Genomic DNA, 25,137 nt, shown 5'->3' on the forward strand with positions numbered 1-25,137 from the left:
GAAGGGAAATTGCGCGGTTGAAATCGATGGGTAAAACGTCAGGCGATGGCTTCGCTGGCAATGTCCGGCACCCCCAGTCCGGGCTCGGGCGTGAGGGCAGAGGCCAGCAGCATGCGGGTGTAGGGGTGCTCGGGCCGGGCAAAGACCTGTTCGCGCGTGCCCAGCTCGACGATGGCGCCGCGGTGCATCACGGCCACGCGGTCCACCAGGTGTTCGACCACGCCCAGGTCGTGGCTGATGAAGAAGTAGGTCAGCCCGAACTCGGCCTTCAGGTCCATCAGCAGGTTCAGGATCTGCGCCTGCACCGACACATCAAGCGCCGAAGTCGGCTCGTCGCAAATCAGGATGTCGGGGCGCAGCACCAGCGCCCGCGCAATCGCCACGCGCTGGCGCTGCCCACCCGAAAGCTGGTTGGGGTACTGGCTGTGCGTGCGCTCGGGCATGCCGACCAGGTCGAGCATCTCGCGCACCTTGCGCTGCTGTTCCTGGGCGGTTCCCACCCGGTGCAGGGCCAGCGGCACACGAACGATCTCTGCCACCGTGCGGCGCGGGTTCAGCGACGAATACGGGTCCTGGAAGATGGGCTGGATGTGGCGCGCCAGGGCGCGGCGCTGGCTGCTGTCGACTTCCTTGCCGTTGACCAGCACATTGCCGGAGGTGGGCGGCAGCAACCCGAGCAGCATCTTGGCCAGGGTGCTTTTGCCGCAGCCGGACTCCCCGACCAGGCCCAGGGTTTCGCCCTTGCGGATGCGCAGGGAGACGTTATTCACCGCCCTGATTTCACCGGGCGCTGTGAACAGCCCGCGCTTGAGTTTGAAGACGCGGCTGAGTGCGCACAGCTCCAGCGCAATGTCTTCGCTGCCGCCCGGGGGCGTTGCCAAAGGGGTGGTGGGGTTCATGCGGCCTCCGCCAGCAGGGGTGAAGCCGCGACGCAGCGCACGGCATGCTCCGCGTCCAGCGCCACATAGGGCGGGGTGGCGGCGCAGCCTGCCTGTACCTGGCTGCAGCGGTTGGCAAACGCACAGCCCTCTACCTTGCCCACCAGGCTGGGCACCACGCCGGGGATGGCCTGCAGGCGGCTGCCGGGCAGGGTCTTGCCGCGCACCGGAATGCAGTTGAGCAGCCCGAGGGTGTAGGGATGTGCGGGGTGGGCGAACAGTTCGGCCACCGGCGCGGTTTCCACCACCTCGCCCGCATACATCACGGCCACGCGGTCTGCGATGCGCGCCACCACGCCGAGGTCGTGGGTGATGAAGACCACCGCGGTGCCGAACTCTTTTTGCAGCTCGCGGATCAGCCGCAGGATCTGCGCCTGGATGGTGACGTCCAGCGCGGTGGTGGGCTCGTCGGCAATGATCAGGTCCGGCTCGCACATCAGGGCCATGGCAATCACCACGCGCTGGCGCAGGCCGCCCGATAGCTGGTGCGGGTACTGCCGCAAACGGTCTGCGGCCTGCGGAACGCCCGCGCGTTCGAGCAGGTACAGCGCACGCTCACGCGCCTCGGCCATGCTGACCTTGCGGTGTGCGCGCAGCGCCTCGCACAGCTGGTCGCCCAGCGTGTACGACGGGTTCAGCGCCGTCATCGGCTCCTGGAAAATCATCGCCATGCGCGAGCCGCGCAGCGCGGACATTTCCCGCTCGGGCAGGCCCTGCAGGTCCACGCCGTCAAAGCGGATGTGGTCGGCGCTGCGCACCGCCTTGCGCGGCAGCAGGCCCATCAGTGCAAGCGACGTCATCGACTTGCCGCAGCCGGACTCGCCGACCAGGCACAGCATTTCCCCGCGCCGCACCTGGAAGTCGATGCCGCGCACGGCATGCAGCATGCCGCCCGGTGTCGGCAGGTCCACACGCAGGTTTTTCACGTCCAGCAAAATGTCCATGGGGGTTCCCTTTCAGTTGCGGCCGTCGGGCGCGGTCAGGTCACGCAGGCCGTCGCCCACCAGGTTGATGGCCAGCACCAGCAGGGCCAGCACCACGCCGGGCACCAGGATGACCCAGGGCTGGAAGAACATGTAGGCCTTCCCTTCGGCCACCATCAGCCCCCACGACGGCGTGGGCGGCTGCACGCCCAGGCCCAGGAAGGAGAGGGTGGATTCCAGCAAGATCGCGTGCGCCATCTCGAGCGTGGCCACCACGGTCAGCGGGCCCATCAGGTTGGGCAGCAGTTCGCGCACCAGGATGTAGGGCGTGGACGCGCCGAGCGCCTTGGCGGCGGCGATGAATTCGGCGTCGCGCAGCTGCTGCGTGGCCGAGCGCGTGACGATGGCGAAGCGGTCCCACAGCAACAGGCCCAGCAGGATGATGACCACCTGCAATGAGCCGCCGATGAGGGAAGCTGTGGCCAGCGCCACCAGCACCACCGGCATGGCCAGCCGGGTGGTGATGATGTAGCTGACCACGGCGTCGACGCGGCCGCCGAAATAGCCCGCCAGCACGCCCATGGTGGTGCCGATCAGCCCGGACACCAGTGCCGCGACCAGCCCGATGCCCAGCGATACGCGGGCGCCGTACAAAAGGCGGCTGAGGTAATCGCGGCCGAGCTTGTCGGTGCCGAAGACGTGTTCCCAGCTGCCCTTGTCGTGCCAGAACGGCGGGATCAGGCGCTGGGTCACGTCTTGCGCATACGGGTCATGCGGGCTGAGCCAGGGCGCGAACAGGGCGGCCACCACGGCCAGGCCCAGCAGGATGCTGCCCAGCGTCATGCCGCGGTGGCCCAGCACACGCCGCAGGCTGCGGCGCCAGGCGGGGACGGGCGGCAGCGGCAGCGCCGGCGCGGCGGAAACGGTCAGGGAAGGTGCGTTCATGGTGATGTCCTAGCGTGTGCGCATGCGGGGGTCGAGCGCGGCGTTGAAGACATCGGCCAGGAATGTCAGCCCGATGTAGAACACGGCGATGATCAGCACCACGGCCTGCACCACGGGGTAGTCGTTGCGCGAAATGGAGTCCCAGGCGAGTTGGCCCAGGCCCTGCATGGAATAGACCGATTCAATGACGACCGAGCCGCCCAGCATGAAGCCCAGCTCCACGGCCGCAAGGGCGACAACCGGAATGATGGCGTTGCGCAAGGCGTGCTTGAACACCACGCGTGCCGGGCTCAGGCCCTTGGCGCGCGCAGTGCGGATGTAGTCCGCGCCCAGCACGTCGAGCATGCCTGCGCGCGTCAGGCGCATCAGCGACGGCATGGCGTAGTAGCCCAGCGCAATGGCCGGCAACACAAAGTGCTGCCAGGTGGTGTTGCCCGCAACGGGCAACCAGTGCAGCCCGACAGCGAAGAGCAGGATCAGCGTCAGCGCAAACCAGAAGTTGGGCATGGCCTGGCCGACCACCGCCACCATCAAGGCCAGCCGGTCTATCCAGGTGTCGCGGTAGACGGCGGCCAGCACGCCCAGCGGAATCGCCACCGACACCGCCAGCAGCAGGGACACGGCACCCAGCTTGAGCGTGATGGGCAGGCGCTCGCCGATGAGTTCCATCACGGTGTTCTGGAAGAAGAACGAACGCCCGAAGTCCAGGTGCAGCGCGCCCCACAGCCAGTCAAAAAACTGGGTGGTGATGGGGCGGTTCAGGCCGTACTGGACGCGCACTTCCTCGACGGCTGCGGCGTTTGCCTCGGCACCGGCGATGGAGGCCGCCAGGTCGCCGGAAAGGTGCAGCAGCATGAAACTGACGACGGCCACCGTGAGCATGACGCTCAGGGCCACCAGAAAGCGGCGGAATATGTATTGCAGCATGGGAATGCCCCGGTTGTTGCGTTAGCGGACTGCGCGGGTCAGCCCAGCCATGCGGCGCACGGCCGGGCCATCGTGGCTACTTCCAGCTGGCCTGGATGAAGCGCGGCAGCTCGTCCGCATGCGCCGTGAATTTGAGGTCCGGCGTGAAGGCGTAGTTGGTGGAGTAGGAGAACATGGGCGCCATGTAGGCCTGCTCGCTGATGCGCTGCAGGGCCTGCGCATATTTCTTCTTGCGCTCGGTCTTGTCAACCGTGCTGTCGGCGGTTTTCAGCAGTGCAATCACCTGCGGGTCTTTGGCCGTGTCGTCCGGGCCGCCTTCAAAGTAGTTGCCGACAAACGCGGACGCATCGTTGATGGAAAACGATCCCCAGGACTGGAAGGTCAGCGGCGCGCGGCCCGAGTAGATTTCGGTGCGCAGCACCGGGTACTGCACAAAATGCAGGCGTGCGCGTATGCCCACCTTGCGCAGGTCGCCCACCATGGCTTCGGCATATTCACGCTCGCGGTAAGCCCACAGGTCGGTGTCGAAGCCGTTGGGGTAACCCGCGGCCGCCAGCAGTGCCTTGGCCTTGGCCGGGTCGTAGGTGTACTTCACCTCTTTTTCGGTTTCGCAGCCGAACTGGGTGCGAAAGCACGGCGAATACACCGGCTGGCTGCCGCCGCGCACCAGGCTGTCGGCCAGGCCCTTGCGGTTGATGGCGTGGTTGACGGCCTGGCGTACACGAATGTCCTTGAAGGGCAGGGCTTCCGGCGTGGTGCCGTTGCTGTTGATCGACATGAAACCCACGCGCATGGTTTCACCGCTCAGCACGGTGGTGTTGGGCCTGGACTTGAGCGACTCGGCCTGGTCGGACGGCACGCGCCAGATCCAGTCCACCGCGCCCGTCATCAGCTGGGCCACGCGCGCTTCCGGGTCGCGGATCACCACAAACTTCACCGTGCCGATATTCGGCTGGCCCGCCGGGCTGTCCTTGAAGTAGGCCGTGTTCTTCACCATGGTCACGCCCTGGCCTGGCACCACGGCGGTGATCTTGTAGGCACCGGTGCCAATGGGCGCCTTGCTGTAGCCCTCCAGGCCCACCTTCTTCATGTAAGCGGCGGGGTAGATCGGCGTGGGCCCGGCCAGGTAGTCCATCGCGGCCGGAAACGGCGCCTTCAAATTGATGCGGACCTGGTAGTCGCCGAGCTTTTCGACGTTTTTGATCCAGCCCGTGTTCTGGCGCGTGGCGATTTTGGCCTCCGGCGCCGTGACCACATTGAAGGTGTAGGCCACATCGTCGGCACTGAACTTGTCACCGTTGTGGAAGGTGACACCCTGGCGCAGGGTGACCAGCAACGCGGTGGCGGATTCCCATTTCCAGGCGGTGGCCAGCTGGGGTTTGAACTCACCGGTTTTGGGGTCACGGTAGACCAGTGTGTCCCAGGCCAGGTTGGCCAGGATCACGCCTTCACGCATGTTGTTGTGGTACGGGCTGACGTTTTCAACCTCGCTGTCCGAGGCGTAAACCAGGGTGTCGTTGGCTTTGCCGGCATGGGCTGCAGTCAGGCCTGCACCGAAGGCCGCAAGCACAAAACTTTGACGCACCATCGTGGTGAAAAATTGCTTCATAAAAGTCCTTCGTCATGGCGTGGGGAGTAGAGACGGCTCATTCTGCGCAAGAACCAGACCGAAAGACCATTCCATGCATTAGAGAATATGTATGATTGCGTTGCCAAATCAGCAATGCTCTGGCTGCCCATGCCCTGGCCGCTCCGCCACCACCCGACGCCCATGACCCTTTCTCCCCAGGTTGCCCGTCAATTGCAGGACACCGCGCTGCGCTACTTCCTGGAGGTCGTGCGCTGCGGCTCCATCAGCGAAGCCTCCCAGCGCCTGAATGTGGCGGGGTCTGCCATTAGCCGCCACATAGCGCACCTGGAAGACCTGCTGGGTGCAACGCTTTTTGACCGTCGTCCCAGGGGCATGGTGCCCAGCGCCGCCGGGGAGATGCTGGCCGTGCACGCGCTCAAATCGGCACACGACTCGGAGCGTGTGGTGCATGAGATCCAGGCGCTGCAAGGCATGCAGCGCGGGCGGGTGCGCCTGGCCTGCACCGAAGGTTTTGCAATGGAGTTCCTGCCCAAGGCCATCAGCGACTTCATGAAGAAGCATTCTGGCATCCAGTTTCACCTGGGTGCGCACCCCCCGGCGGAATGCTCACGCCGCGTCCTGCATGGGGATGCCGACATCGGCCTCACCATGAGCCGGACTCCCGAAAGCGGCATCCAGGTAGAGCACGTGCAGCCGTCGCCGGTGATGGCGGCCATGCGCTTTGACCACCCGCTGACCCAGTTCAAACAGATCAACCTGAAGCAGCTTCTGGTCTACCCGATCGTGCTGCCGGAAGCAAACACCACCGTGCGCCAGCTGTTTGACATCGCCTGCAGCCTGCAGGGCCTGACCGTGTCGCCGGTGCTGACCAGCAACTACATCACCAGCCTGAACGACTTTTTGCGCCATTACCCGGAAAGCGTCACCATTGCGGGCGAAATATCGGTCCGCTACAAGGTCCAGCGCGGCGAGTTTGCGTGCATACGCCTGCGTGACCGTGGCCTGGATTTGCGCAATGTGGAAGTGCAAACGGCGACGGGCCGCACGCTGTCGCGGGCGGCGCAGGCCTTTCTGGCGCATCTGAAAACAGAGCTGTCGGGTTCACCGGCCTGAGCTGCCAATTGCCGGGAAGGCTTGCCGGTGCAGGGCGGTGCCACAAGAACTCTGTGCCGAATTGCTATCAATAACATAGCTGCTCGCGCATGTTGTTATTGGGCTGGAGGCCGTTTTTATACTTGAAAATGCCTCAAAAACACCTTGGGCGAGGATGGTTGGGCTGTGTTTTGATGCTGCCAGGCTGGCTCCGGCACGGCTATCAAGCACAAAAATAGCCGCTAGCCCAATAACAGCATGCGCCAGAAGCTATCAAAAACATAGCACCGAAAACATCAATTTCTCGAATCGTTATTCGATTATTGAGATAAATTAAGAGCGATATATTCTTTTGAGTTTTAACGCTTGCTCCCCACAATGCTTTGATCAGCAATCAAGGAGCACAGCATGACCACTCTCAGACTCGGCGACACCGCCCCCGATTTCACCCAGGACTCCACCGCCGGCAAGATTTCCTTTCACCAGTGGGCAGGCGATTCCTGGGTGGTGCTGTTTTCGCACCCAGCAGATTTCACACCCGTCTGCACCACCGAACTGGGCAAAACCGCGGCCCTGAGCGGTGAATTTGCCAAACGCAACGTCAAACCCATCGCCATCAGCGTGGATGCGCTGGAATCCCACGGCAAGTGGGTCAACGACATCAACGAGACGCAAAACACCACGGTGAATTTCCCCATCCTGGCCGATGCCGACCGCAAGGTGGCCAACCTGTACGACATGATTCACCCGAACGCCCTGAGCACCGGCCCCACGGCCACCGTGCGCAGCGTGTTCATCATTGACCCGAAAAAGGCCATCCGCACCACGTTTACCTACCCCGCCAGCACGGGCCGCAACTTCGACGAGATCCTGCGCGTCATCGACTCGCTGCAGCTGACCGACGGCTACAAGGTGGCCACGCCGGTGAACTGGAAAGACGGCGACGACGTGATCATCGTGCCCAGCCTGCAAGACCCGGCTGAACTTGCCCAGCGTTTCCCCAAGGGCTTCAAGGCCATCAAGCCGTACCTGCGCGTCACGCCGCAACCCAACAAGTAATCAGACGGGTTCACGCGAAGTGCGGTTCATCATCGTCCCTGGCTGGCGTGACTCGGGCCCCGGCCACTGGCAAAGCCTGTGGGCCGAACGCCTGAGCAATGCGGTGCGCGTGCGCCAGGACGACTGGATCACGCCTTCGCGCAAGGCCTGGGTCGCGTCGCTGGCCAACACCATCGTGCTGCAGGACGAGCCGGTCGTGATCGTGGCGCACAGCCTGGGCTGCATTGCCACCACGCATCTGCCGCCGGAGGCGGCAGAGCGTATTCATGGCGCCTTGCTGGTGGCGCCGGCGGACCCGGAGCGCCGCGCCGTGCTGAGCGACTTTGCGCCCGTGCCCTACCAGAAGCTGCCTTACCGCAGCGTGCTGGTGGCCAGCAGCAACGACCCGTATTGCCCGGTGCGCCTGGCCGGTGCCTATGCCCGCGCCTGGGGCAGCGAATTTGTGCGCATGCAGGACGCCGGCCACATCAATGTGGAGTCGGGCCACGGCGAATGGCCGCTGGGCATTGCGCTGTTGCAGTCGCTGGCAGGTGATGCATCGCTGACGGCGCCCCGTCTTGACTTTTCTTCTTCGGCAAATTCTTCGTCTTCTTCTTTTGGATCCCTGGAAACGGCATGACTTCTTCAAAAATAAAAATCGCGCTTGCAACGCTGGCACTGGCCGCGGGCGCTTCGTTCTCCGGCACGGCTTCGGCACAAACGCTTCTCAATGGCTCGTATGACGTGGCGCGCGAGTTTTACAAGGAATACAACGCCGCTTTCATTGCCCACTACAAAAAGACCGCAGGCAAAGACATCAAGATCGACCAGTCGCACGGCGGCTCCAGTGCCATTGCACGCTCTGTGGCCGATGGCCTGGACGCCGATGTGGTGACCATGAACACCTCGACCGACGTCGACTTCCTGGCCGGCGCCGGCGTGGTCGCCAAAGACTGGACGAAGAAGTTTCCGGACAACGCATCACCCACCACGTCCACCATGCTGTTCCTGGTGCGCAACGGCAACCCCAAGGGCATCAAGGACTGGGACGACCTCATCAAGCCCGGCATCCAGGTGATTCTGGTGAACCCGAAAACCGGCGGCAATGGCCGCTATGCTTACCTGGCCGCATGGGGATATGCCAAGAAGAAGGGCGCTACCGATGCGCAAGCCGCCGAGTTTGTCGGCAAGCTCTACAAAAACGTGCCGGTGCTGGGCAAGGGCGGGCGCGACGCGACCACCGTGTTCCTGCAACGCAATATCGGCGACGTGCTGATTACCTTTGAGTCTGAAGTGCTGTCGGTGAACAAGGAATTCGGCGAAGGCAAGGTGGACGCGGTCTACCCGTCCATCAGCATCGTGGCGGAAAACCCGGTGGCGGTGGTGGAGCGCACCGTGGCCAAGAAGGGCACGGCCGATCTGGCCAGGGCCTACCTGAACTACCTTTACTCAGACGAAGGCCAGGAAATTGCCGCACGCCATGCATTGCGCCCGCGCTCGCAGGCCATCCTGAAAAAATACGCCGGTACTTTCAAGCCGCTGCAGCTCTTCACGGTGCAAGACGTATTCGGCAGCCTCGGTGAAGCGCAAAAAGTGCACTTCAACGACGGCGGCCAGTTCGACAAGCTGTACACCGTCAAGTAGACCGCACCACCATGACTGCCTTGTCTTCTGTGGCACCGCCTTCCGCGGTGGTGCCGGGTGTTCCTGCGGGTAGCAAACGCGCCGCAAAGCGCGTGCTGCCCGGTTTCCGCCTCACGCTGGGCTACACCGTGCTGTACCTGAGCCTGATCGTGCTGATCCCGATCTCCGCGCTGTTTTTCAAAACGTTCACGCTGAGCTGGGACCAGTTCGTCACCGCGGTGACATCGCCACGCGTGCTGGCGTCTTACCGACTCACGTTTGGGGCATCGCTGATCGCTGCGCTCGTGAACCTGGTGTTTGGCCTGCTGCTGGCCTGGGTGCTGGTGCGCTACAAATTCCCGGGCAAAAAAATCGTCGATGCGCTGGTGGACCTGCCGTTTGCCTTGCCGACCGCTGTGGCCGGTATTTCGCTCACGGCTTTACTGGCCGGCAACGGCTGGATCGGTCAGTACCTCGAACCCATGGGCATCAAGTTGGCATTTACGCCGGCTGGGGTGGTGATCGCTTTGATTTTCATCGGCCTGCCGTTTGTGGTGCGCACGGTGCAGCCAGTGCTGGAAGACGCCGAGAAAGAACTCGAAGAAGCCGCCACCTCGCTGGGCGCCACGCGCCTGCAGATTTTCACCAAGGTCATCCTGCCGCACATCACGCCTGCCTTGCTGACTGGCTTTGCCATGGCGTTCGCAAGGGCGATCGGCGAATACGGCTCGGTCATCTTCATCGCGGGCAACATGCCCATGATTTCTGAAATCACGCCGCTCATCATCATTGGCAAGCTGGAGCAATACGACTACGCCGGCGCAACTGCCGTGGCGGTGGTCATGCTGCTGGTGTCGTTTGTGCTGCTGCTGGTCATTAACGGCCTGCAGGCCTGGCAGCGCCGAAACGCGGGAGCCCCAGCATGAAACAGGCCCCCACGCTTGTCGCTTCGCGTACTGCGCTGCCCCCCGAGGGGGCTGAGCTTGCTCGGGGCGGCCCTTCGCTGCGCTCGACTGCTTCCTCCTCCATTAAACGCCGTGTCACCGCCGGCACCACCGAAGCACGCTGGGTGCGCTACACCTTGATCACGGTGGCGTTGCTGTTTGTGTTCCTGTTTTTGATCCTGCCGCTGGCCGCCGTGTTCACCGAAGGCCTGCGCAAGGGCTTTGGCGCCTACATTGCCGCGCTGCAGGAGCCCGACGCCTGGTCGGCCATCAAGCTCACCTTGATTGCCGCGGCGATTGCCGTGCCGCTGAACCTGGTGTTTGGCGTGGCCGCGGCCTGGGCGATTGCCAAGTACGAATTCCGCGGCAAATCGGTATTGACGACGCTGGTTGACTTGCCGTTTTCCGTGTCGCCCGTGGTGGCTGGCCTGATCTACGTGCTGATCTTCGGTGCGCAGGGCTGGTTCGGGCCGTGGCTGCTGGCGCATGACATCAAGATCATCTTTGCCGTGCCCGGCATTGTGCTGGCCACCGTGTTCGTGACGTTTCCGTTCATCGCGCGTGAGCTGATTCCGCTGATGCAGGCGCAGGGCAACGACGAAGAGCAGGCCGCCATCGTGCTGGGCGCTACCGGCTGGCAGACTTTCTGGCATGTGACCCTGCCCAACATCAAATGGGGCCTGGTGTATGGCGTGATTTTGTGCAACGCACGGGCCATGGGAGAGTTTGGCGCGGTGTCGGTGGTGTCGGGCCACATCCGCGGGCAGACCAACACGTTGCCGCTGCATGTGGAAATTCTGTACAACGAATACCAGTCGGTGGCTGCATTCGCCGTGGCATCGCTGCTGGCCATCCTCGCGCTGGTCACGCTGGTCATCAAGTCGGTGGCCGAATGGCGCCACGAAGCAGAAATGAAAGCCGCGGCCGATTTGCCGCCTGAGCGCCCGCAGAGTCCCGTTGACGGGGCCGCCGTGGCAGCCGCTCGCTAAAGGAAAACATCATGAGCATCGAAATCCGCAACGTCAGCAAACATTTTGGCGACTTCCAGGCACTGGGCGACGTCAGCCTGGACATTCAATCCGGCGAACTGGTCGCCTTGCTTGGCCCCTCGGGCTGCGGCAAGACCACGCTGCTGCGCATCATTGCCGGGCTGGAAACCGCTGACCGCGGCAGCATCCTCTTCAGCGGCGAAGACACCACCGACGTGCATGTGCGAGAGCGCCAGGTCGGTTTTGTCTTCCAGCACTACGCCCTGTTCCGCCACATGACCGTCTTTGAAAACGTGGCCTTCGGCCTGCGCGTCAAGCCGCGCGGCCAGCGGCCCAGCGAAGCGCAGATCAAGGAAAAAGTGCATTCGCTGCTCAACCTCGTGCAACTCGACTGGCTGGCTGAGCGCTTTCCGTCGCAGCTCTCGGGCGGGCAGCGCCAGCGCATTGCCCTGGCCCGCGCGCTGGCGGTGGAACCCAAGGTGCTGCTGCTCGACGAACCCTTCGGTGCACTCGACGCCAAGGTGCGCAAGGAGCTGCGCCGCTGGCTGCGCCGCCTGCACGACGACCTGCATGTCACCAGCATTTTTGTGACGCACGACCAGGAAGAAGCGCTGGAAGTCGCCGACCGCGTGGTGCTGATGAACCAGGGCAAGGTCGAGCAGATCGGATCCCCGCAAGAGGTGTGGGACCACCCGGCCAGCCCGTTTGTGTACGGCTTTCTCGGTGACGTGAACCTGTTCCACGGCCGCGCGCACGAAGGCGAAGTGCAGCTTGAAGGCCTGCGGCTCAACTCACCCGAACACGCCGGCGCGCAGGACGCCAAGGCCTTTGCCTATGTGCGCCCGCACGACCTGGATGTGCAGCGCTATGCCCCAGGCGCCGAAGGCATCGTCGCCCACCTGGAACGCGCCATCGTGATCGGCCCGATCGCGCGGCTGGAACTGATTCCCGCCGAAGGCTACGAACAAAAGGGCAACGTCTCGGGCGACTCGATCATCGAAGCCCAGATGACCTCGCAGCAATTTGCCGAGATGGGCTTGCGCGAAGGCGACATGCTGGTGGTGACGCCGCGCAAGGCGAGGGTGTTTGTGGAGGGGTAACGCCTGAATTAGGCATTGCTCGCGTCATCCTTGAGTCGACCGGACCGTGTGAGAGTTGACGCTTTCAAGGTTCCCAGGATATGACGCAGATCTTTTGAGCAATCCTCTGCGAGAAATCCCTTGGGCTTGCGCTTGGCGATGTTGATTCGATCAAGTGCTTCGATGACTGCTTCGGTGTACGCCTTGAATTGCTGCTTGAGGGTGAGGTTCTGAATACTCATCCAGTCGAGCTTGGCATAGCACCAAAGGTCTCTACTCTTGGTTTTGAACGAAGGAGGCGTGTTTATCTTCGTGAACGTGGTCTCTGGCCATTGGTCAAAGGAGGCGACTTCAAGAGCTACAACAATTCCTTCGACAAGACCGCCGTAGTTCTTGGACTTCAGCGCGCTGGAAAGTTGCTCATCGATCGCTATCGTGAACAAGCGAAAGCGACCCTTATGTTCTCGCCAGTGTTCTGGAGGCCAGGCATTGCTTTGCCAGTGCTGCCCTCCAAGCTCGAGGACTTCAACTCCAGTCACAAGAAAAGTGCGGAAGCGCATTCTGCGACGCCTAACTCTGATATATCCCGCAAAACCGCAGAATAACGTGGCGGCCTGCGAAATAAAACGGCGCGCCAAACTTGAAAAAACTGTTTACTGACATGGAGTTGACCCACTATGTTGAATAAATGAGCCGGCATTGATTTTGCCAAAGTCGCCGCTCAAGTTTCCCTTGTCGGATAAATGGTGAGAGCACATTCAGGCATCACTGTGCCTGAAAAATCATCAACTGACAGGCTCTATCTGGGTTTTGTGATGTCGAAGAGGCGCCGCAACGGTTGCGCGAAGGCGACATGCTGGTGGTGACGCCGCGCAAGGCGAAGGTGTTTGTGGAGGGGCGCTGTGGACTCTTCCGATGCGACCTCTAATCAACCACTTTTAACCGGATCTTGGCACCGTCCGGCAAATCCCGTATTTGCCTTGAAAGGTCGCCGGACCGTCTCACAATCTCGGACAGTGGGGCAGTTTTGATATTGGAAATGTCGTAAGCCCCGCCCAGGATTCCAGGCACCACCAGACAGTATTTACGCCCGTCAACGAGAGGGCCATGCTTTTCATTCGCAATCCTGACCAGAGCTGCCATCAACCAGTCTTTCTTGAACTCCGGATCATTGACGAGCGTGTCGTAAGAAGCTTCATCCCAAGCCACGATTTCGCAATAACAGTCCTCGGGGCATAGGCGCCAGTAGCGACCTGAATGATCCTTTATCAGTAGATTGCCAAAGTCATTTTCGGCGACAAGCTGTAGTGGATCGAGACCAACCCAGTACCAGGACTCCTTGATCTCCTCGAGTAGATCCATCGTCTGTCACTCGATGCCAAGGATGCTTGGAACACATTGCTCGAGCATTTCTATCAGTTCCTTGTCCATGAACTTGTAGTCGTCAGGGATATCAAGAACATGAACAGATTTGCCGTCAAGCAGTCGTGTGAACTCCGAGGTCAGTCTTGATTTGTGTTTTTCTTCCATGACGAGAACCACGTCAGCCCAACGGATGTCATCGACTGAAACCGTATGGCGCGCATTAGGGCTCGTACCACCCGAGCGAGTTACCAGTTGGGGGTGTTTGCGCCAGAGTTGTTCTGCTGTCGGGCTTCGCCATTGATTACGGCTGCAAACGAACAATACCTTCAGGCGTTCAGTGCTGCGGGCGGTTTCTTCCTTCTGCACAAGTTGCTTTGCAGTTGTGCGAGGGTAATCGAGGCCCAATTGCTCTGCACGCGCAACTTTCTTTGACCGGATGTACAGGTCTTTCCAGCGTTTCTCCCTCGGCAAATCGTCTTTGGTCGTCATGCGCGCTCATACTTGTTTTTGTAGAGCTGATTTATATCAGTCTTTTTATGGAGCGACGAGCCTCCAGCCAACCCAATGGGAAGCTGAGCCACCATCGTGATAGACGCTACCGTGCGGCCGGAGCTGATTCCAGCGGTATGAGCTGAGACCTTGAAAAGAGCGCCTCGTTTACTGACTCGCGCCAAACCTCAGCGCCGACCTGGCACGCACCCGTTCTGCTTCCACCTCCCGGTTGCGAGGCTCGGCATTGGTCACCAGTGAGCGGATGAGAACCCGCGCAGAGGCTGCCACCTCTTCCACAGCGCGATCGAATGCGGCTTCGTTCGCCTTGGAGGGCACGCTGAACCCGCTGAGCTTCCTCACAAACTGCAGCGAAGCGTCGCGGATTTCCAGCTCCGTGGCCGGCGGCTCGAAGTTGAACAGGGTCTTGATGTTGCGGCACATGGCAGCTCCTTGAAGCAAAAGACTTGGAAATCATTCCAAAGTGCATTTTGCCGCCAGCCGCAACCCCTTCGCCCGTCTTGGTTTTATCTACTCCGCAGGCTTGATCACCACCGACTCAGCCGACGCCACAAAAGGCCCGTGGTACACCGCTTCGATGTTGTTGCCGTCCGGGTCCAGCACAAAGGCGGCGTAGTAGCCGGGGTGGTATTTGCGTTCGCCTGGCGCGCCGTTGTCGGTGCCGCCTGCGGCCAGGGCGGCTTCGTAGAAGGCTTTGACCTCTGCGTGGTCTTTGGCCCGGAAAGCCAGATGAACATGCGAGGTGGGGCCGTCGGCCTGGTCTATCCACAACTCGTCGCCTGAGAAATGGTCGTCGGCTTCCTGGATGGCACTTTCTTTGTTCAGTGACTTCAGCACAGCGCGGTAAAAGCGCTTGCTGGCCGTGAGGTCATGGGCGCGCAGGTGAACATGGTCGATGAGTCGTCCTCGGTGTATTTCCATCATGGGGTCCTTTCTGGGATCTTCAAAAAAACTGACGTCCTGAAAATCTACGCCCGCCGGGGTTGCCCATCTGTAGGACAAACGCTGGCAAATTAGGGCGAGAGGGGACCAGGGGGCGGGAGCGACAGGGATGGGTAAGCGGCGAAGAATCTGCCCTGCATGTATCGCCGAAGGGAACTTATCCGGCACCAAACGCCCGAACCCCTGGACAATTCATAATTCATCCAGAAAAAAGAGGGCTCCCTGATGTTTTTGACGTATTTCGACGCCATGCCGCGCCGCATGCTGGCGCTGATCGCCGTGGCCTGCGTGGCCATGCTGGCTTTTGGCCTGTACCTGCAGCACGTGGTAGGCCTGGAGCCTTGCCCGATGTGCATCGTGCAGCGGTATGCGCTGGTGCTGGTGGCGGTGGTGGCGGGCGTGACGGCCATCGCCAAAAGCCGGGGCCTGCTGATCGCCGGTTCAGGCCTGATGGTGCTGCTCTCGGGTTTTGGTGCTTTTGTGGCGGCGCGCCAAAGTTTCCTGCAGTGGTATCCGCCTGAAATTGCCTCTTGCGGCCGCGACTTTTACGGAATGATTGAAACCTTTCCGCTCAAACGCGCCATTCCCATGATCTTCAAGGGCAGCGGCGACTGCACCAAGATCGACTGGACCTTTCTGGGCGGCTCGATTGCCAACTGGTCTTTCCTGTGTTTTGTGGCTATTGCGGTCGTGGGCTTGCTGCTGATCGCACGCCAGGCGCGCAAGCGCTGAATCGACCACATCGCCAGTTTGGCGGCGCATTGCCCCCGGCCAGCTCATGCTGCGAGCTTGAGGGCCGCAGCGACGCACCCATAGCCGAAGCATGTAATTTTTCACCTGAAAAAGGGGATGGCGCCAGCCGCGCGCCATGACTAGACTGAATATCCAGTCGCCGGTTTTACCGGAAGGTCAGCTCATCAACATTGCCGCGCTGCGGCACAAGGATGGTCCCCATGGCAGCAGGAAGGGTGTTATCGCGCTTTGGCTTCCCGGTCCTGGCGAGTGCCGGTGCCGCTGCCAGTGCCTATTTCCTGGGAAACCAGCCGGTGGTGCCGGTCAAGTTCTCCACGTGGAGAAACACGACGAATCCACAACAGCCGGAACACATGACCGTCAAATACGGACGGGGTTCGTGGGGTCATTACGAAGATTTCCGGATGGGCAGTGGCCCACCCCGTACAGATTTGCCAAAGTTTGGCGCCGTGAACCAGCTGACCGGCATAGACGAGTCCAAGCCTTACTCGAACCTGGCCTATGGCAGCCATACACCGACCGAGCACAGGGACCGCTTCCTGGCGCGTCCGGCCCCAGAAAGCGATCGCAAGAAGGGACGGGAATACCGCTATGACTCCAAGGAGGCGATGCGCGCAAAGGTGTCGGTGTTCGAGCTCTGGAAGCTCAAGCAGATGACGAGCGAACGTCAGCAGCACGGCGTGTTTCACCTGTTCGGTGAGGCACCCGACCCCTACACGACGCGGTGCATGACGCACATTGAAACGCTGGCGAGTGTTCGTGGCCAAAAGTTGTCTCCCCAAAACCCTTCAAAGGTGGCGCACGAGTTTCATGAGCTCAACCCCTCCACCACCGAGAAGCCCAAGCTGAAAACCTATTCGGTGGAGGGCGTTCAGCGCCCTGGCAATGTGCCGGTCGGCACCCCGGTCAAGAACCACCCCGGCACGCTGGACAAGGCGTATTGGGAGGCGGCCGACAAGGGCGCCCACAACGTGGGCCGGCCACTCCCGCCCAAACTCTAGACGCGCGAGAACAGCGGTACCGCCGGCAAGCGCGCTGCATCCTGATTTGCAGGGAGGTGCCGGTTTTCCCGGTGGCTCCGGGGTGAATAATTCTCGACTGGGGTACCCGGGTTTCATGCAGGTTGGCAGGGCATCGAATCGATCATATACTGTACATAAATACAGTATATCCAGCTTGATCCGGACCACCTTCCATGCCCACCCTTACCGCAATGCCCAGCGCTTTGCCGGACTTTGCCGACGCCCTGAATGCCCAGGTTTGGCGGGCCGGCGAACTGGGCAGCGCGAGTGTGCAGACGGTGGCCACAGGTTATGCGGCGCTCGACCTGGCCTTGCCAGGAGGAGGCTGGCCGCAGGGCGCGCTGGTTGAACTGCTGCTGCCGCAGGCGGGCCAGCAGGAATGGGGTTTGCTGGCGCCCGGCCTGGCCCGGGCCCTCAACCAGCCCGCCGCACCGGATGAGCCTGGCGCGCAACTGACGGCGCTGGTCGGTGCGCCTTATCTGCCGTTTGGCCCGGCGCTGGGCGCGCGCCAGATCGACATGCGGCGGCTCATCAGCATTCACGGCAAGCCCGGTGACGCGCCTTCGCTGCTCTGGGCCACGCGAGAGGCGCTGCAGTGCGCTGACGTGACCGCCGTGCTGGCCTGGCTGCCGGATGCGCGCAGTGCCCACCTGCGCCGCCTGCAGATTGCCGCGCATGCGCACCACAAGCTGCTGTTTGTGTTCCGGCCGCTGCGGGCCCAACACGAATCGTCACCCGCGCCGCTGCGCCTGCTGCTGGAAGGCGCTGTGCAGGAGGGCGGCAATCTGCTGGTCCACGTGCTCAAGCGCCGCGGCCCGCCACTGGCTGCGCCGGTGCTGCTCGACACCCGGCCCGCCCGGCTGTCAGCGCTGCTGGCAGCCAGTCGCGACAGGGCCCGGCAAAAGCGGGAAGAGCTTGCCCCCATCCTGCTGCCGTCGCTGGTGTCGCTGCCTGTTACTTCACCCCGGAGCCCCATCCATGCGTTGCTGGATCGCATTGCGCATCTCGATCACCACTGACGCGGTGCAGCAGTGGGGCGAGGACGCCGCTGCATTGCAGCGGGCGGTGGCCAGCCTGGCGCTGGGTTTTACGCCGCGCGTGGCGCTGGTCGACGAAGCGGTGCTGATGGACGTGACGGGCAGCCTGCGCCTGTTTGGCGGGCTGGCGCGGCTGATGCAGCTGCTGGCGCAGAAAATTGAGCTGTTTTTTGAATCAAATCAGGCTGTTGCCCTTATAGAACGTGCGCAAGGTGCTACATCTTTGATAGCGCTAGGGCGTCTTCGGATGCGGGAAGGCCAAGCTGGCGTGGTGAAGAAACGCGTGGCCGACCTGCCCATGCACACTCTGACGGCCGCACGCCCGCACCTCGGTGTGCTGGAGCGCATTGGCTGCCGCAGCTGGGACGACCTGCTGCGCCTGCCGCGTGACGGCGTGGCGCGGCGTTTTGGCGCCGAGCTGCTGGAGGCGCTGGACCGCGCCCGCGGCACCGTAGCCGACGACTATGAGTGGCAAGTGCTGCCCGAACACTTTGAGGAAAAACTGGAGCTCAATGCACTGGTCACCCATGGCCCCGCGCTGATGGCGGGCGTTGAGCGCCTGCTGGTTCACCTGCACGCCTGGCTGCTGGGGCGGCAGAGCGGGCTCTGCGCCCTGAAAATCATCTGGCACCTGGACAAACGCCGCGATGTGCCTCCGACCGGCGAGCTCGAGATTCGCACCGCCCAGCCCGCACAAGACCTGCGTCACATGGCACGCCTCATCTCAGAGCACCTGGCGCAGCAAAAGCTGCCGGCGCCGGTGCACAGCCTGACGCTGCAGTCGCTGGCCACCGAGCTGCTGGCCGATTCGGCAGCCGCCACCGGCAGCCTGTTGATGGAAGCGCGCCGGCAGGGCGACAGCGTGGTGGAGCTGGTCGAGCGGCTCAGCGCCCGCCTGGGTGATGCCAATGTGCAAGCCTGGCAACCTTGCTGCGACCACCGGCCCGAGCTGATGCAGCGCTGGGTGAGCGCCAGAAGCGCTATTAAATCAATAGCTGCTTGCGCAAAGCCATCGGGCGCCAGAGGCCTAAAAGGTTTAAGAAAAGCCACTTCCCACATTCCAGAAGCCCGGGCTGAAGCCTTGTACCCTGCCTGGCTGCTGCCCGAGCCGCTGAAGCTGCAAGCTGCAGGCAACAGCCCGGTGTACCAGGGCAAGCTGACGCGCCTGGCCGGGCCGCAGCGGCTGGAGGCTGCCGAATGGTTGCTGGCTGATCGCGACAACCGCAGCGCTGAGCCGGGCCTGTGTGAAAAACCGTGGGCGTTTCGCGACTACTACATCTACCGCAGCCAGCAGGGCGGCTTGCTGTGGGTTTACAGCGAAAGGCTGGGCTCTGCCGCCCAGGCCGGCCGGCAACGCACCTGGTATTTGCACGGCTTTTTTGCCTGAGGCCCGCATGCCTGCCTACGCGCTTCCCGATTACGCCGAACTGCACGCGCTGAGCAACTTCAGCTTCCAGCGTGGCGCCTCGCACGCGCAGGAACTGGCCGAACGCGCTTCCGAGCTGGGCTACAAGGCGCTGGCCATCACCGACGAATGTTCGGTGGCCGGGGTGGTCAGGGCGCATGAGGTGGCAAAAGAGATGGGCCTCAAGCTGCTGCCGGGCGCGGAATTTTTGGTGCAGGCGCCCGATGCCTTCAGGCTGGTGGTGCTGCCGCACAACGCGGCAGGCTGGGGCAACCTGTGCGAGTTCATCACCGAAGCGCGCAAGGCCGGTGACGTGGTGGAAAAAGGCAGCTACCGCGTCGCGCTGGGCGAAACGGATTTCTCCCGGCTGGGGGATTGCGAAATTTTGCTCGCGCCCCTGCATGAAGCAGGTGCGAGTGCTATCAATACAGAAGCGCTTTGCGCTCATTGCGCCTGGGCTGCAGGCCTTTTTGGTATCAATGCCTGGCTGGCGGTGGAGCTGCTGCAGGGCCTGGACGACGCGCTGCGCCTGCAGCAGCTGCAGGAGGTGGCGCAGCGCACCGGCATACGGCTGGTGGCGGCCGGCCATGTGCTGATGCACAAGCGCTCACGCAAGCCGCTGCACGATGTGATGACCGCCATCAAGCTGGGCAAACCGGTGCACGAATGCGGCTTTGCGCTGCAGCCCAATGCCGAGGCACATTTGCGGCCGCGCATGCGCCTGGCCGAGATTTACCCCGCCAGCCTGTTGCGTGCCACGCTGGAAGTGGCGGCGCGGTGCAATTTCAATCTCGATGAGATCCGCAACCTGTACCGCTACCCGCAGGAAGACATGGTGCCGGCGGCCGAAACGCCTTCGCGGTGGCTGCGGCGGCTGACCTGGCAGGGCGCCCATACACGCTATCCGCATCACATTCCCCACAAGATCAGGCGGCAGCTGGGTTTCGAACTGGCGCTGATCGAGGAACTTGAATACGAGATGTTCTTCATCACCGTGCACGACATCGTGCGGTTTGCGAGAGAAAAGGAAATCCTTTGCCAGGGACGTGGCTCGGCGGCCAATTCGGTGGTGTGTTTTTGCCTGGGCGTCACGGCTGTCAACCCGGCGGAAAGCAAGCTGCTGTTTGAGCGTTTTATCAGCCGCGAGCGCAGTGAACCGCCCGACATCGACGTGGACTTCGAACATGAACGGCGTGAAGAAGTCATCCAGTACATCTACGGCAAATACGGCCACGACCGCGCCGCCATTGCCGCCACCGTCATCAGCTACCGGCCGCGCAGCGCGATCCGCGATGTGGGCAAGGCGCTGGCAATGGCGCCTGAACTGATTGACCTGTTCGCTAAAGAGCATTTCTGGTTTGATGGCAGCGAGGTGCTGCAGGAAAAACTCAAGGAAGCCGGGCTGGAGGGCAGGGAAGGGCCGGTGCTGCAATGGTTTGACCTGTCGGCGCAGCTGATTGGCTTTCCGCGCCACCTGAGTCAGCATGTCGGTGGTTTTGTACTCACCCAGGGCAAGCTCACGCGGCTGGTGCCGGTGCAGCCGGCCTCGATGGAAGACCGCCGCATCATCCAGTGGGACAAAGACGACCTGGAGGCCATGGGCCTGCTGAAAGTGGATGTGCTGGCGCTGGGCATGCTGTCGGCCATACGGCGCTGCCTGGCGCTGGTGAACCAGACGCGGGGCAGCCAGTTGGAGATGCACCAGATCGAGCCGGACGACACACCCACCTACGACATGATCTGCGAAGCCGACACGGTGGGTGTTTTCCAGATTGAAAGCCGGGCCCAGATGTCCATGCTGCCGCGTTTGCAGCCGCGCAATTACTACGACCTGGTGGTGGAAGTCGCTATCGTGCGGCCGGGGCCCATCCAGGGCGGCATGGTGCACCCGTACCTGAAGGCACGCGATAAAAAGCGGCGGGGCGAAGACGTCGTGCCGGAATACCCGGCGCTGAACCCGGCCCTGGAACGCACGCTGGGCATCCCGATCTTCCAGGAGCAGGTGATGCAGATTGCGATGATCGCCGCTGACTTCACGCCCGGGGAGGCCGACGATTTACGCCGCTCCATGGCGGCCTGGAAGCGCAAGGGCGGGGTAGACCGGTTTCATGGCCGCCTTGTCAATGCGATGGTCAAAAACGGCTACAGCACTGAATTTTCGGAGCGCATCTTCAGCCAGATCCTGGGCTTTGGCGACTACGGCTTTCCGGAAAGCCACGCCGCCAGCTTTGCCAAGCTGGTCTACGTGAGCTGCCGGCTCAAGCGCCACGAGCCGGCCTGCTTTCTGGCGGCCATGGTCAATTCGCAGCCCATGGGCTTTTACACGCCGTCCCAGCTGGTGCAAGACGCTGTCCGCCACCAGGTGGAGGTGCGCGCGGTAGACGTCATGCACAGTGAATGGGACTGCACGCTGGAGCCGCAGGGTGTGCTGCCTGCGGATACGCAGCCGGCGGTGCGCCTGGGCCTGCGCCTGGTGGCCGGTTTGCGCAAAGAAGCTGCACTGCGGCTGGTGGAGGCGCGGGCGCAAGCGCCTTTCACTTCGACGGAAGACCTGGTGTCGCGCGCCCAGCTGGGTACGCTCGAAATCAACGCGCTGGCCGCCGCCGATGCCCTGCTGCCGCTGGCCGGACACCGGCGCCAGCAGGTCTGGGAGGCTTCGGCCATCAAACTGGCGCCACGCCTGCTCAAATCGGTGCCCACGCACGAAACACCGCTGGCCTTGCCCGACACACCCGAGGGCGAAAACATCCTGTTCGACTACCAGGCCACCGGCCTCACGCTGCGGCGCCACCCGGTGGCCTTGCTGCGGGAACGGCTGTCACGCAGGGGCCTGCTGAGCGCCAGCGAGCTCAATGCCTTGCCCGACGGCGAAGAGGTGGCCGGCTGCGGCATCGTCACCGTGCGCCAGCAGCCGCAAACTGCCAAGGGCACCATCTTCGTCACGCTGGAGGATGAAACCGGGCCGGTCAATGTGATCATCTGGAAATCACTGCGCGAGGCGCAACGCGGTGAGGTGCTGCACGCCCGGCTGCTGGCGGTGTACGGTATATGGCAGCGTAGTGAAGAACGCGGCAGCACCAAAGGTTACGGCGCGGTGCGCAACCTGGTGGCGCACCGGCTCGAAGACCTCACGCCGCTGCTGGGGCGGCTGGGCACATCGAGTCGCGATTTTCATTGAGGTGACTGCACCTCAAACAGGCACCTTCAGTCAATCCATCATCATGCACTGTCATCAGACAAATCCTGCTTGAGGGTCAGACTGACCCGGCAACCCGTTTTAGCGCGTCGTCGGTTTGCTGCTGCAGCGCCTGCATCAGCGAGCTCGCATCCCGGTGCCTGAGCAGGGGTGCGGCCTGACCGGACCAGAGCGACATCAAGTCGGTTCTGCCCTGGGCAATGGCAGCTGGTTTGAGCTGGCCTGTCAGCCAGTTCTGGACCGGGTAGGGCGCAATGTGGCCTTCGTGCGCCTTCAACTCGTTCATGAAGCGGTTTTCAATGCCGCGCGCCAGGCGCCCGCTGAAAGCGCGGGTGAGGGCGGTGTGCCTGGCGTCGGCGCTGAATAACTTCTGGCGGTGGATGTCACTGGCGGATGATTCGACGCAGGCCAGAAAAGCCGTGCCAATCTGCACACCCTGGGCGCCCAGCGCCAGGGCTGCTGCAATGCCGCGCCCGTCGGCAATGCCGCCTGCCGCAATGACCGGCGCCTTGATCGCGTCGACCACTTGAGGGATCAGCGCCAGTGTGCCGGTGAGCGAGTTTTCGGGCGGGCGGAGAAAGGACACGCGGTGCCCGCCTGCCTCAAAGCCGGTTGCCACCACCATGTCGACGCCGGCGTTGTCGAGCGCTATCGCTTCTTCAGGCGTTGTGGCGGCACCCACAGTCACGATATCAAGCGCCTTGCATTGGCGCAGGATCTCCGGCGACGGAATGCCGAATACAAAACTGAAAACCGCGGGCCGGGCTGCCAGCAGGCCCTGCACCTGGTCCTCGTAGCGCGGACTGAAACGCTCCGGCCGGGTTGGCAGGGGTTCACCGAGTTCCTTGAAGTAGGGCGTGAGCAGCGCCAGGTGCTGCTCGAACTGCGCATCTGTGAGCGGCGGGTCCTCGCTCTTTTCATGCGGCACCCACAGGTTCAAGGCGAAAGGACGTTTTGTTTTCAGGCGTATGGCCTGCGCGGTCTCTTCAATTTGCGCGCCTGTCAGGTGATGCACGCCAAATGAGCCCAGCCCACCGCTTTCGCAGACCGCCGCGGTCAGCGCAACCGAGGAAAGGCCGCCTCCGAAGGGGCCCTGCACAATCGGCGCCGTCAAGCCCAGCCTTTGGGTCAGGGCTGTGGTTTTCCAGCGGCTCATGCCAGCAGCCCTTCGGCCTTCAGGGCCTCGCGCACCGCGGGGCGGCCGGCGACACGTGCCAGGAAATCCTGCAGGTGCTTCAGGTCCGCCAGGTCCAGCGACACGTACTTGGCCCAGCCTGTGACGGCAAACAAGTAGGCATCGGCCACAGTGAAGGACTGGCCGAGCAAATAGTCTTTGGACTGCAGCTGGGTGTTGACCCATTCGTATTTTTTGCGCAGAACGCTGGCCAGGGTTTTCTTGGCGCTGCTGTCCAGGTCCGGGTTGAAGAGCGGCGTGAAGGTTTTGTGGAGCTCCGAGGTGATGTAGTTCTGCCACTCCATCACGCGGTAGCGGTCCATGCTGCCGGCGGCCGGGAGCAGGTCGGCGCGGCCTGCCTTGTCGGCAAGGTATTGGGCAATGATGGGGCCTTCTGTCAGGCGCTCGCCGTTTTCAAGCTCCAGCACGGGCACCGCACCCTTGGGGTTGATGGCGTAATAGTCAGCTCCGTCTGCGGTGGTGTGGGTGCCTGTGTCAACCTTTTCAAGCTTGAAGGCCTGCTGCGTTTCTTTCAGAACAATGTGGGGTGCCAGTGAGCAGGCGCCGGGAGAGAAAAACAGTTTCATGGGTTCCTTGATCAAGTTAGTTGGGAAGGTCCCATGCTATTGATGATGTCTGGCGAGATAAATGGAGGTTGATTAACTTCATAAGTTACATGGCGTAATAGATAATCCACAGAAAATCAAAGCCATGAGCCGTCAATTCGATGATCTTCAGCTGGGAAGCATTGAGCTTTTTTGCCTTGCGGCGGAGCTCAGCAGCTTCACTGTGGCGGCAGCCAGTGCCGGCCTCACGCCTGCCGCTGTGAGCCGCTCGGTGTCGCGCCTGGAGGAAAGGATGGGTGTGCGGCTCTTCACGCGCACGACGCGGCAGATACGGCTGACCGAAGCCGGCCGCGCTTATTTTGAGCAGGCGCGGCAGGCCCTGGGGCAACTGGTGGAAGCCGAGCGCGAAGCCACGGGCCAGCAACTGGTACCCGCCGGCGTGCTGCGCATCAGCCTGCCCACGCCTTACGGGCACTACCGTGTACTGCCGCTGCTGCCGGCTTTTCGGGCTCTTTATCCGGCAGTGCAGGTTGAGGTCAACCTGAGCAACCGCAATGTCAACTTTGCCGACGAGGGCTACGACCTGGCCATACGCGGGCGCGCACAGCCCGACTCAGGCCTGGTCGCGCGCAAGCTGGAAGATGCCGCACTGGTGGTGGTGGCTGCGCCCTCGTACCTGCAGCAGGCGGGAACCCCAACCTCGCCGGAGGCCTTGCAGCAGCATGACTGCATCCAGTTTTTGTTGCCCAGCAGCGGTCAGAAAATTCCGTGGCTGTTCAGCGATGCAGGCAAGGAGCTGGAGGTGGCAACCAGCGGTGGATATTGCTGCTCGGAAGACCTGCTGGGCGGGGTGACGCTGGCCCGGCATGGCGCGGGCCTGCTGCAGACTTACCGTTTTATCGTCGAAGAAGACTTGCGCCAGGGCCGGCTGCAAGAGGTGTTGCAGCCCTTTGCGGGGCGGTCACGGCCGTTTTCATTGCTATACCCGCACGGGCGGCACGTGCCCTTGCGGGTGCGCTTGTTCATCGACTTCCTGCTTGAAAAGCTCAAGCAGTAAATGCGGGCCGCAGACTAGAGG

General features: G+C 62.4%; 25 protein-coding genes. 13 read left to right on the forward strand and 12 right to left on the reverse strand.

The genetic code is table 11. From position 1 onward, the window contains the following. Positions 1-38: 38 nt before the first annotated feature. From AC1DVV_RS05965 to AC1DVV_RS05985, 5 genes are all read right to left on the reverse strand, one after another. Positions 39-899, reverse strand: coding sequence for an ATP-binding cassette domain-containing protein (locus AC1DVV_RS05965; RefSeq protein WP_477702746.1), 861 nt, complete (start codon positions 897-899; stop codon positions 39-41). Next, complete coding sequence (locus AC1DVV_RS05970) at positions 896-1,882, reverse strand: ABC transporter ATP-binding protein (protein ID WP_477702747.1); 987 nt, start codon at positions 1,880-1,882, stop codon at positions 896-898. Before AC1DVV_RS05970 ends, AC1DVV_RS05965 begins: the two co-directional genes overlap by 4 nt. Positions 1,883-1,894: 12 nt before the next feature. Then, entirely contained in the window at positions 1,895-2,806 is a 912-nt protein-coding gene (locus AC1DVV_RS05975) for an ABC transporter permease (protein WP_457282712.1), read from the reverse strand. A gap of 9 nt (positions 2,807-2,815) precedes the next feature. Beyond that, positions 2,816-3,733: an ABC transporter permease gene (locus AC1DVV_RS05980; RefSeq protein WP_457282713.1), complete on the reverse strand. Its 918-nt coding sequence runs from the start codon at positions 3,731-3,733 to the stop codon at positions 2,816-2,818. Between the two features lie 76 nt (positions 3,734-3,809). Continuing rightward, the gene (locus AC1DVV_RS05985) at positions 3,810-5,321 is read right to left on the reverse strand and encodes an ABC transporter substrate-binding protein (RefSeq protein ID WP_457282795.1); all 1,512 of its coding nucleotides are present in this window, start codon (positions 5,319-5,321) and stop codon (positions 3,810-3,812) included. Between the two features lie 183 nt (positions 5,322-5,504). Between AC1DVV_RS05985 and AC1DVV_RS05990 the strand changes: the two genes are divergently transcribed. From AC1DVV_RS05990 to AC1DVV_RS06020, 7 genes are all read left to right on the forward strand, one after another. Further along, a complete protein-coding gene (locus tag AC1DVV_RS05990) occupies positions 5,505-6,437 on the forward strand; it encodes a LysR family transcriptional regulator (protein WP_477702748.1) in 933 nt (310 codons plus the stop codon). A gap of 387 nt (positions 6,438-6,824) precedes the next feature. Then, positions 6,825-7,475, forward strand: coding sequence for a peroxiredoxin (locus tag AC1DVV_RS05995; RefSeq protein WP_477671701.1), 651 nt, complete (start codon positions 6,825-6,827; stop codon positions 7,473-7,475). A 19-nt stretch (positions 7,476-7,494) separates the two neighbouring features. Next, a complete protein-coding gene (locus tag AC1DVV_RS06000) occupies positions 7,495-8,094 on the forward strand; it encodes an RBBP9/YdeN family alpha/beta hydrolase (protein WP_457282716.1) in 600 nt (199 codons plus the stop codon). Continuing rightward, complete coding sequence (locus AC1DVV_RS06005) at positions 8,091-9,098, forward strand: sulfate ABC transporter substrate-binding protein (protein ID WP_477702749.1); 1,008 nt, start codon at positions 8,091-8,093, stop codon at positions 9,096-9,098. Before AC1DVV_RS06000 ends, AC1DVV_RS06005 begins: the two co-directional genes overlap by 4 nt. A gap of 11 nt (positions 9,099-9,109) precedes the next feature. Beyond that, a complete protein-coding gene (gene cysT / locus AC1DVV_RS06010) occupies positions 9,110-10,003 on the forward strand; it encodes a sulfate ABC transporter permease subunit CysT (RefSeq protein WP_457282718.1) in 894 nt (297 codons plus the stop codon). Continuing rightward, positions 10,000-11,010, forward strand: coding sequence for a sulfate ABC transporter permease subunit CysW (gene cysW, locus AC1DVV_RS06015; protein WP_477667321.1), 1,011 nt, complete (start codon positions 10,000-10,002; stop codon positions 11,008-11,010). The genes cysT and cysW overlap by 4 nt, the downstream gene beginning before the upstream one ends. Positions 11,011-11,021: 11 nt before the next feature. After that, positions 11,022-12,110, forward strand: a complete 1,089-nt coding sequence (locus AC1DVV_RS06020) for a sulfate/molybdate ABC transporter ATP-binding protein (RefSeq protein WP_477648612.1) — start codon at positions 11,022-11,024, stop codon at positions 12,108-12,110. Positions 12,111-12,118: 8 nt separating this feature from the next. Here AC1DVV_RS06020 and AC1DVV_RS06025 read toward each other — a convergent pair whose 3' ends face one another. The 5 genes from AC1DVV_RS06025 to AC1DVV_RS06045 form a co-directional block, all read right to left on the reverse strand. Further along, complete coding sequence (locus tag AC1DVV_RS06025; RefSeq protein ID WP_457282721.1) at positions 12,119-12,649, reverse strand: hypothetical protein; 531 nt, start codon at positions 12,647-12,649, stop codon at positions 12,119-12,121. 364 nt (positions 12,650-13,013) lie between these two features. After that, positions 13,014-13,451: a T6SS immunity protein Tdi1 domain-containing protein gene (locus AC1DVV_RS06030; RefSeq protein WP_457282722.1), complete on the reverse strand. Its 438-nt coding sequence runs from the start codon at positions 13,449-13,451 to the stop codon at positions 13,014-13,016. 6 nt (positions 13,452-13,457) lie between these two features. Then, a complete protein-coding gene (locus tag AC1DVV_RS06035) occupies positions 13,458-13,943 on the reverse strand; it encodes a low molecular weight protein tyrosine phosphatase family protein (RefSeq protein ID WP_457282723.1) in 486 nt (161 codons plus the stop codon). Positions 13,944-14,111: 168 nt separating this feature from the next. After that, complete coding sequence (locus AC1DVV_RS06040; protein WP_457282724.1) at positions 14,112-14,387, reverse strand: DUF2277 domain-containing protein; 276 nt, start codon at positions 14,385-14,387, stop codon at positions 14,112-14,114. Between the two features lie 87 nt (positions 14,388-14,474). Then, a complete protein-coding gene (locus AC1DVV_RS06045; RefSeq protein WP_457282725.1) occupies positions 14,475-14,885 on the reverse strand; it encodes a VOC family protein in 411 nt (136 codons plus the stop codon). A gap of 246 nt (positions 14,886-15,131) precedes the next feature. Here AC1DVV_RS06045 and AC1DVV_RS06050 point away from each other — a divergent pair, with 246 nt between their 5' ends. The 5 genes from AC1DVV_RS06050 to AC1DVV_RS06070 all read left to right on the forward strand — a co-directional run bounded on the left by AC1DVV_RS06050 (position 15,132) and on the right by AC1DVV_RS06070 (position 22,301). Next, positions 15,132-15,638, forward strand: coding sequence for a disulfide bond formation protein B (locus AC1DVV_RS06050; RefSeq protein ID WP_457282726.1), 507 nt, complete (start codon positions 15,132-15,134; stop codon positions 15,636-15,638). 221 nt (positions 15,639-15,859) lie between these two features. Further along, positions 15,860-16,660 carry a hypothetical protein gene (locus AC1DVV_RS06055; protein WP_457282727.1) on the forward strand — a complete coding sequence of 267 codons (801 nt, stop codon included), beginning with the start codon at positions 15,860-15,862 and terminating at the stop codon, positions 16,658-16,660. A 194-nt stretch (positions 16,661-16,854) separates the two neighbouring features. Beyond that, on the forward strand, positions 16,855-17,700 hold the full coding sequence (gene imuA / locus AC1DVV_RS06060; RefSeq protein ID WP_457282728.1) for a translesion DNA synthesis-associated protein ImuA: 846 nt from the start codon (positions 16,855-16,857) through the stop codon (positions 17,698-17,700). Then, entirely contained in the window at positions 17,660-19,105 is a 1,446-nt protein-coding gene (locus tag AC1DVV_RS06065; protein WP_477702594.1) for a Y-family DNA polymerase, read from the forward strand. The genes imuA and AC1DVV_RS06065 overlap by 41 nt, the downstream gene beginning before the upstream one ends. Positions 19,106-19,112: 7 nt before the next feature. Further along, a complete protein-coding gene (locus AC1DVV_RS06070) occupies positions 19,113-22,301 on the forward strand; it encodes an error-prone DNA polymerase (protein ID WP_477702595.1) in 3,189 nt (1,062 codons plus the stop codon). 76 nt (positions 22,302-22,377) lie between these two features. Here the strand turns inward: AC1DVV_RS06070 and AC1DVV_RS06075 are convergent, their stop codons facing one another. Together AC1DVV_RS06075 and gstA are read right to left on the reverse strand one after the other, a co-directional pair. Beyond that, positions 22,378-23,475, reverse strand: coding sequence for an NAD(P)H-dependent flavin oxidoreductase (locus AC1DVV_RS06075; RefSeq protein ID WP_477702596.1), 1,098 nt, complete (start codon positions 23,473-23,475; stop codon positions 22,378-22,380). Then, positions 23,472-24,080 carry a glutathione transferase GstA gene (gene gstA / locus AC1DVV_RS06080; protein WP_477667324.1) on the reverse strand — a complete coding sequence of 203 codons (609 nt, stop codon included), beginning with the start codon at positions 24,078-24,080 and terminating at the stop codon, positions 23,472-23,474. The genes AC1DVV_RS06075 and gstA overlap by 4 nt, the downstream gene beginning before the upstream one ends. A 124-nt stretch (positions 24,081-24,204) precedes the next feature. Between gstA and AC1DVV_RS06085 the strand changes: the two genes are divergently transcribed. Further along, positions 24,205-25,116: a LysR family transcriptional regulator gene (locus AC1DVV_RS06085; protein ID WP_477702597.1), complete on the forward strand. Its 912-nt coding sequence runs from the start codon at positions 24,205-24,207 to the stop codon at positions 25,114-25,116. The last annotated feature ends 21 nt before the right edge of the window (positions 25,117-25,137 follow it).

The organism is Polaromonas sp. P3_B4, from assembly GCF_056402835.1.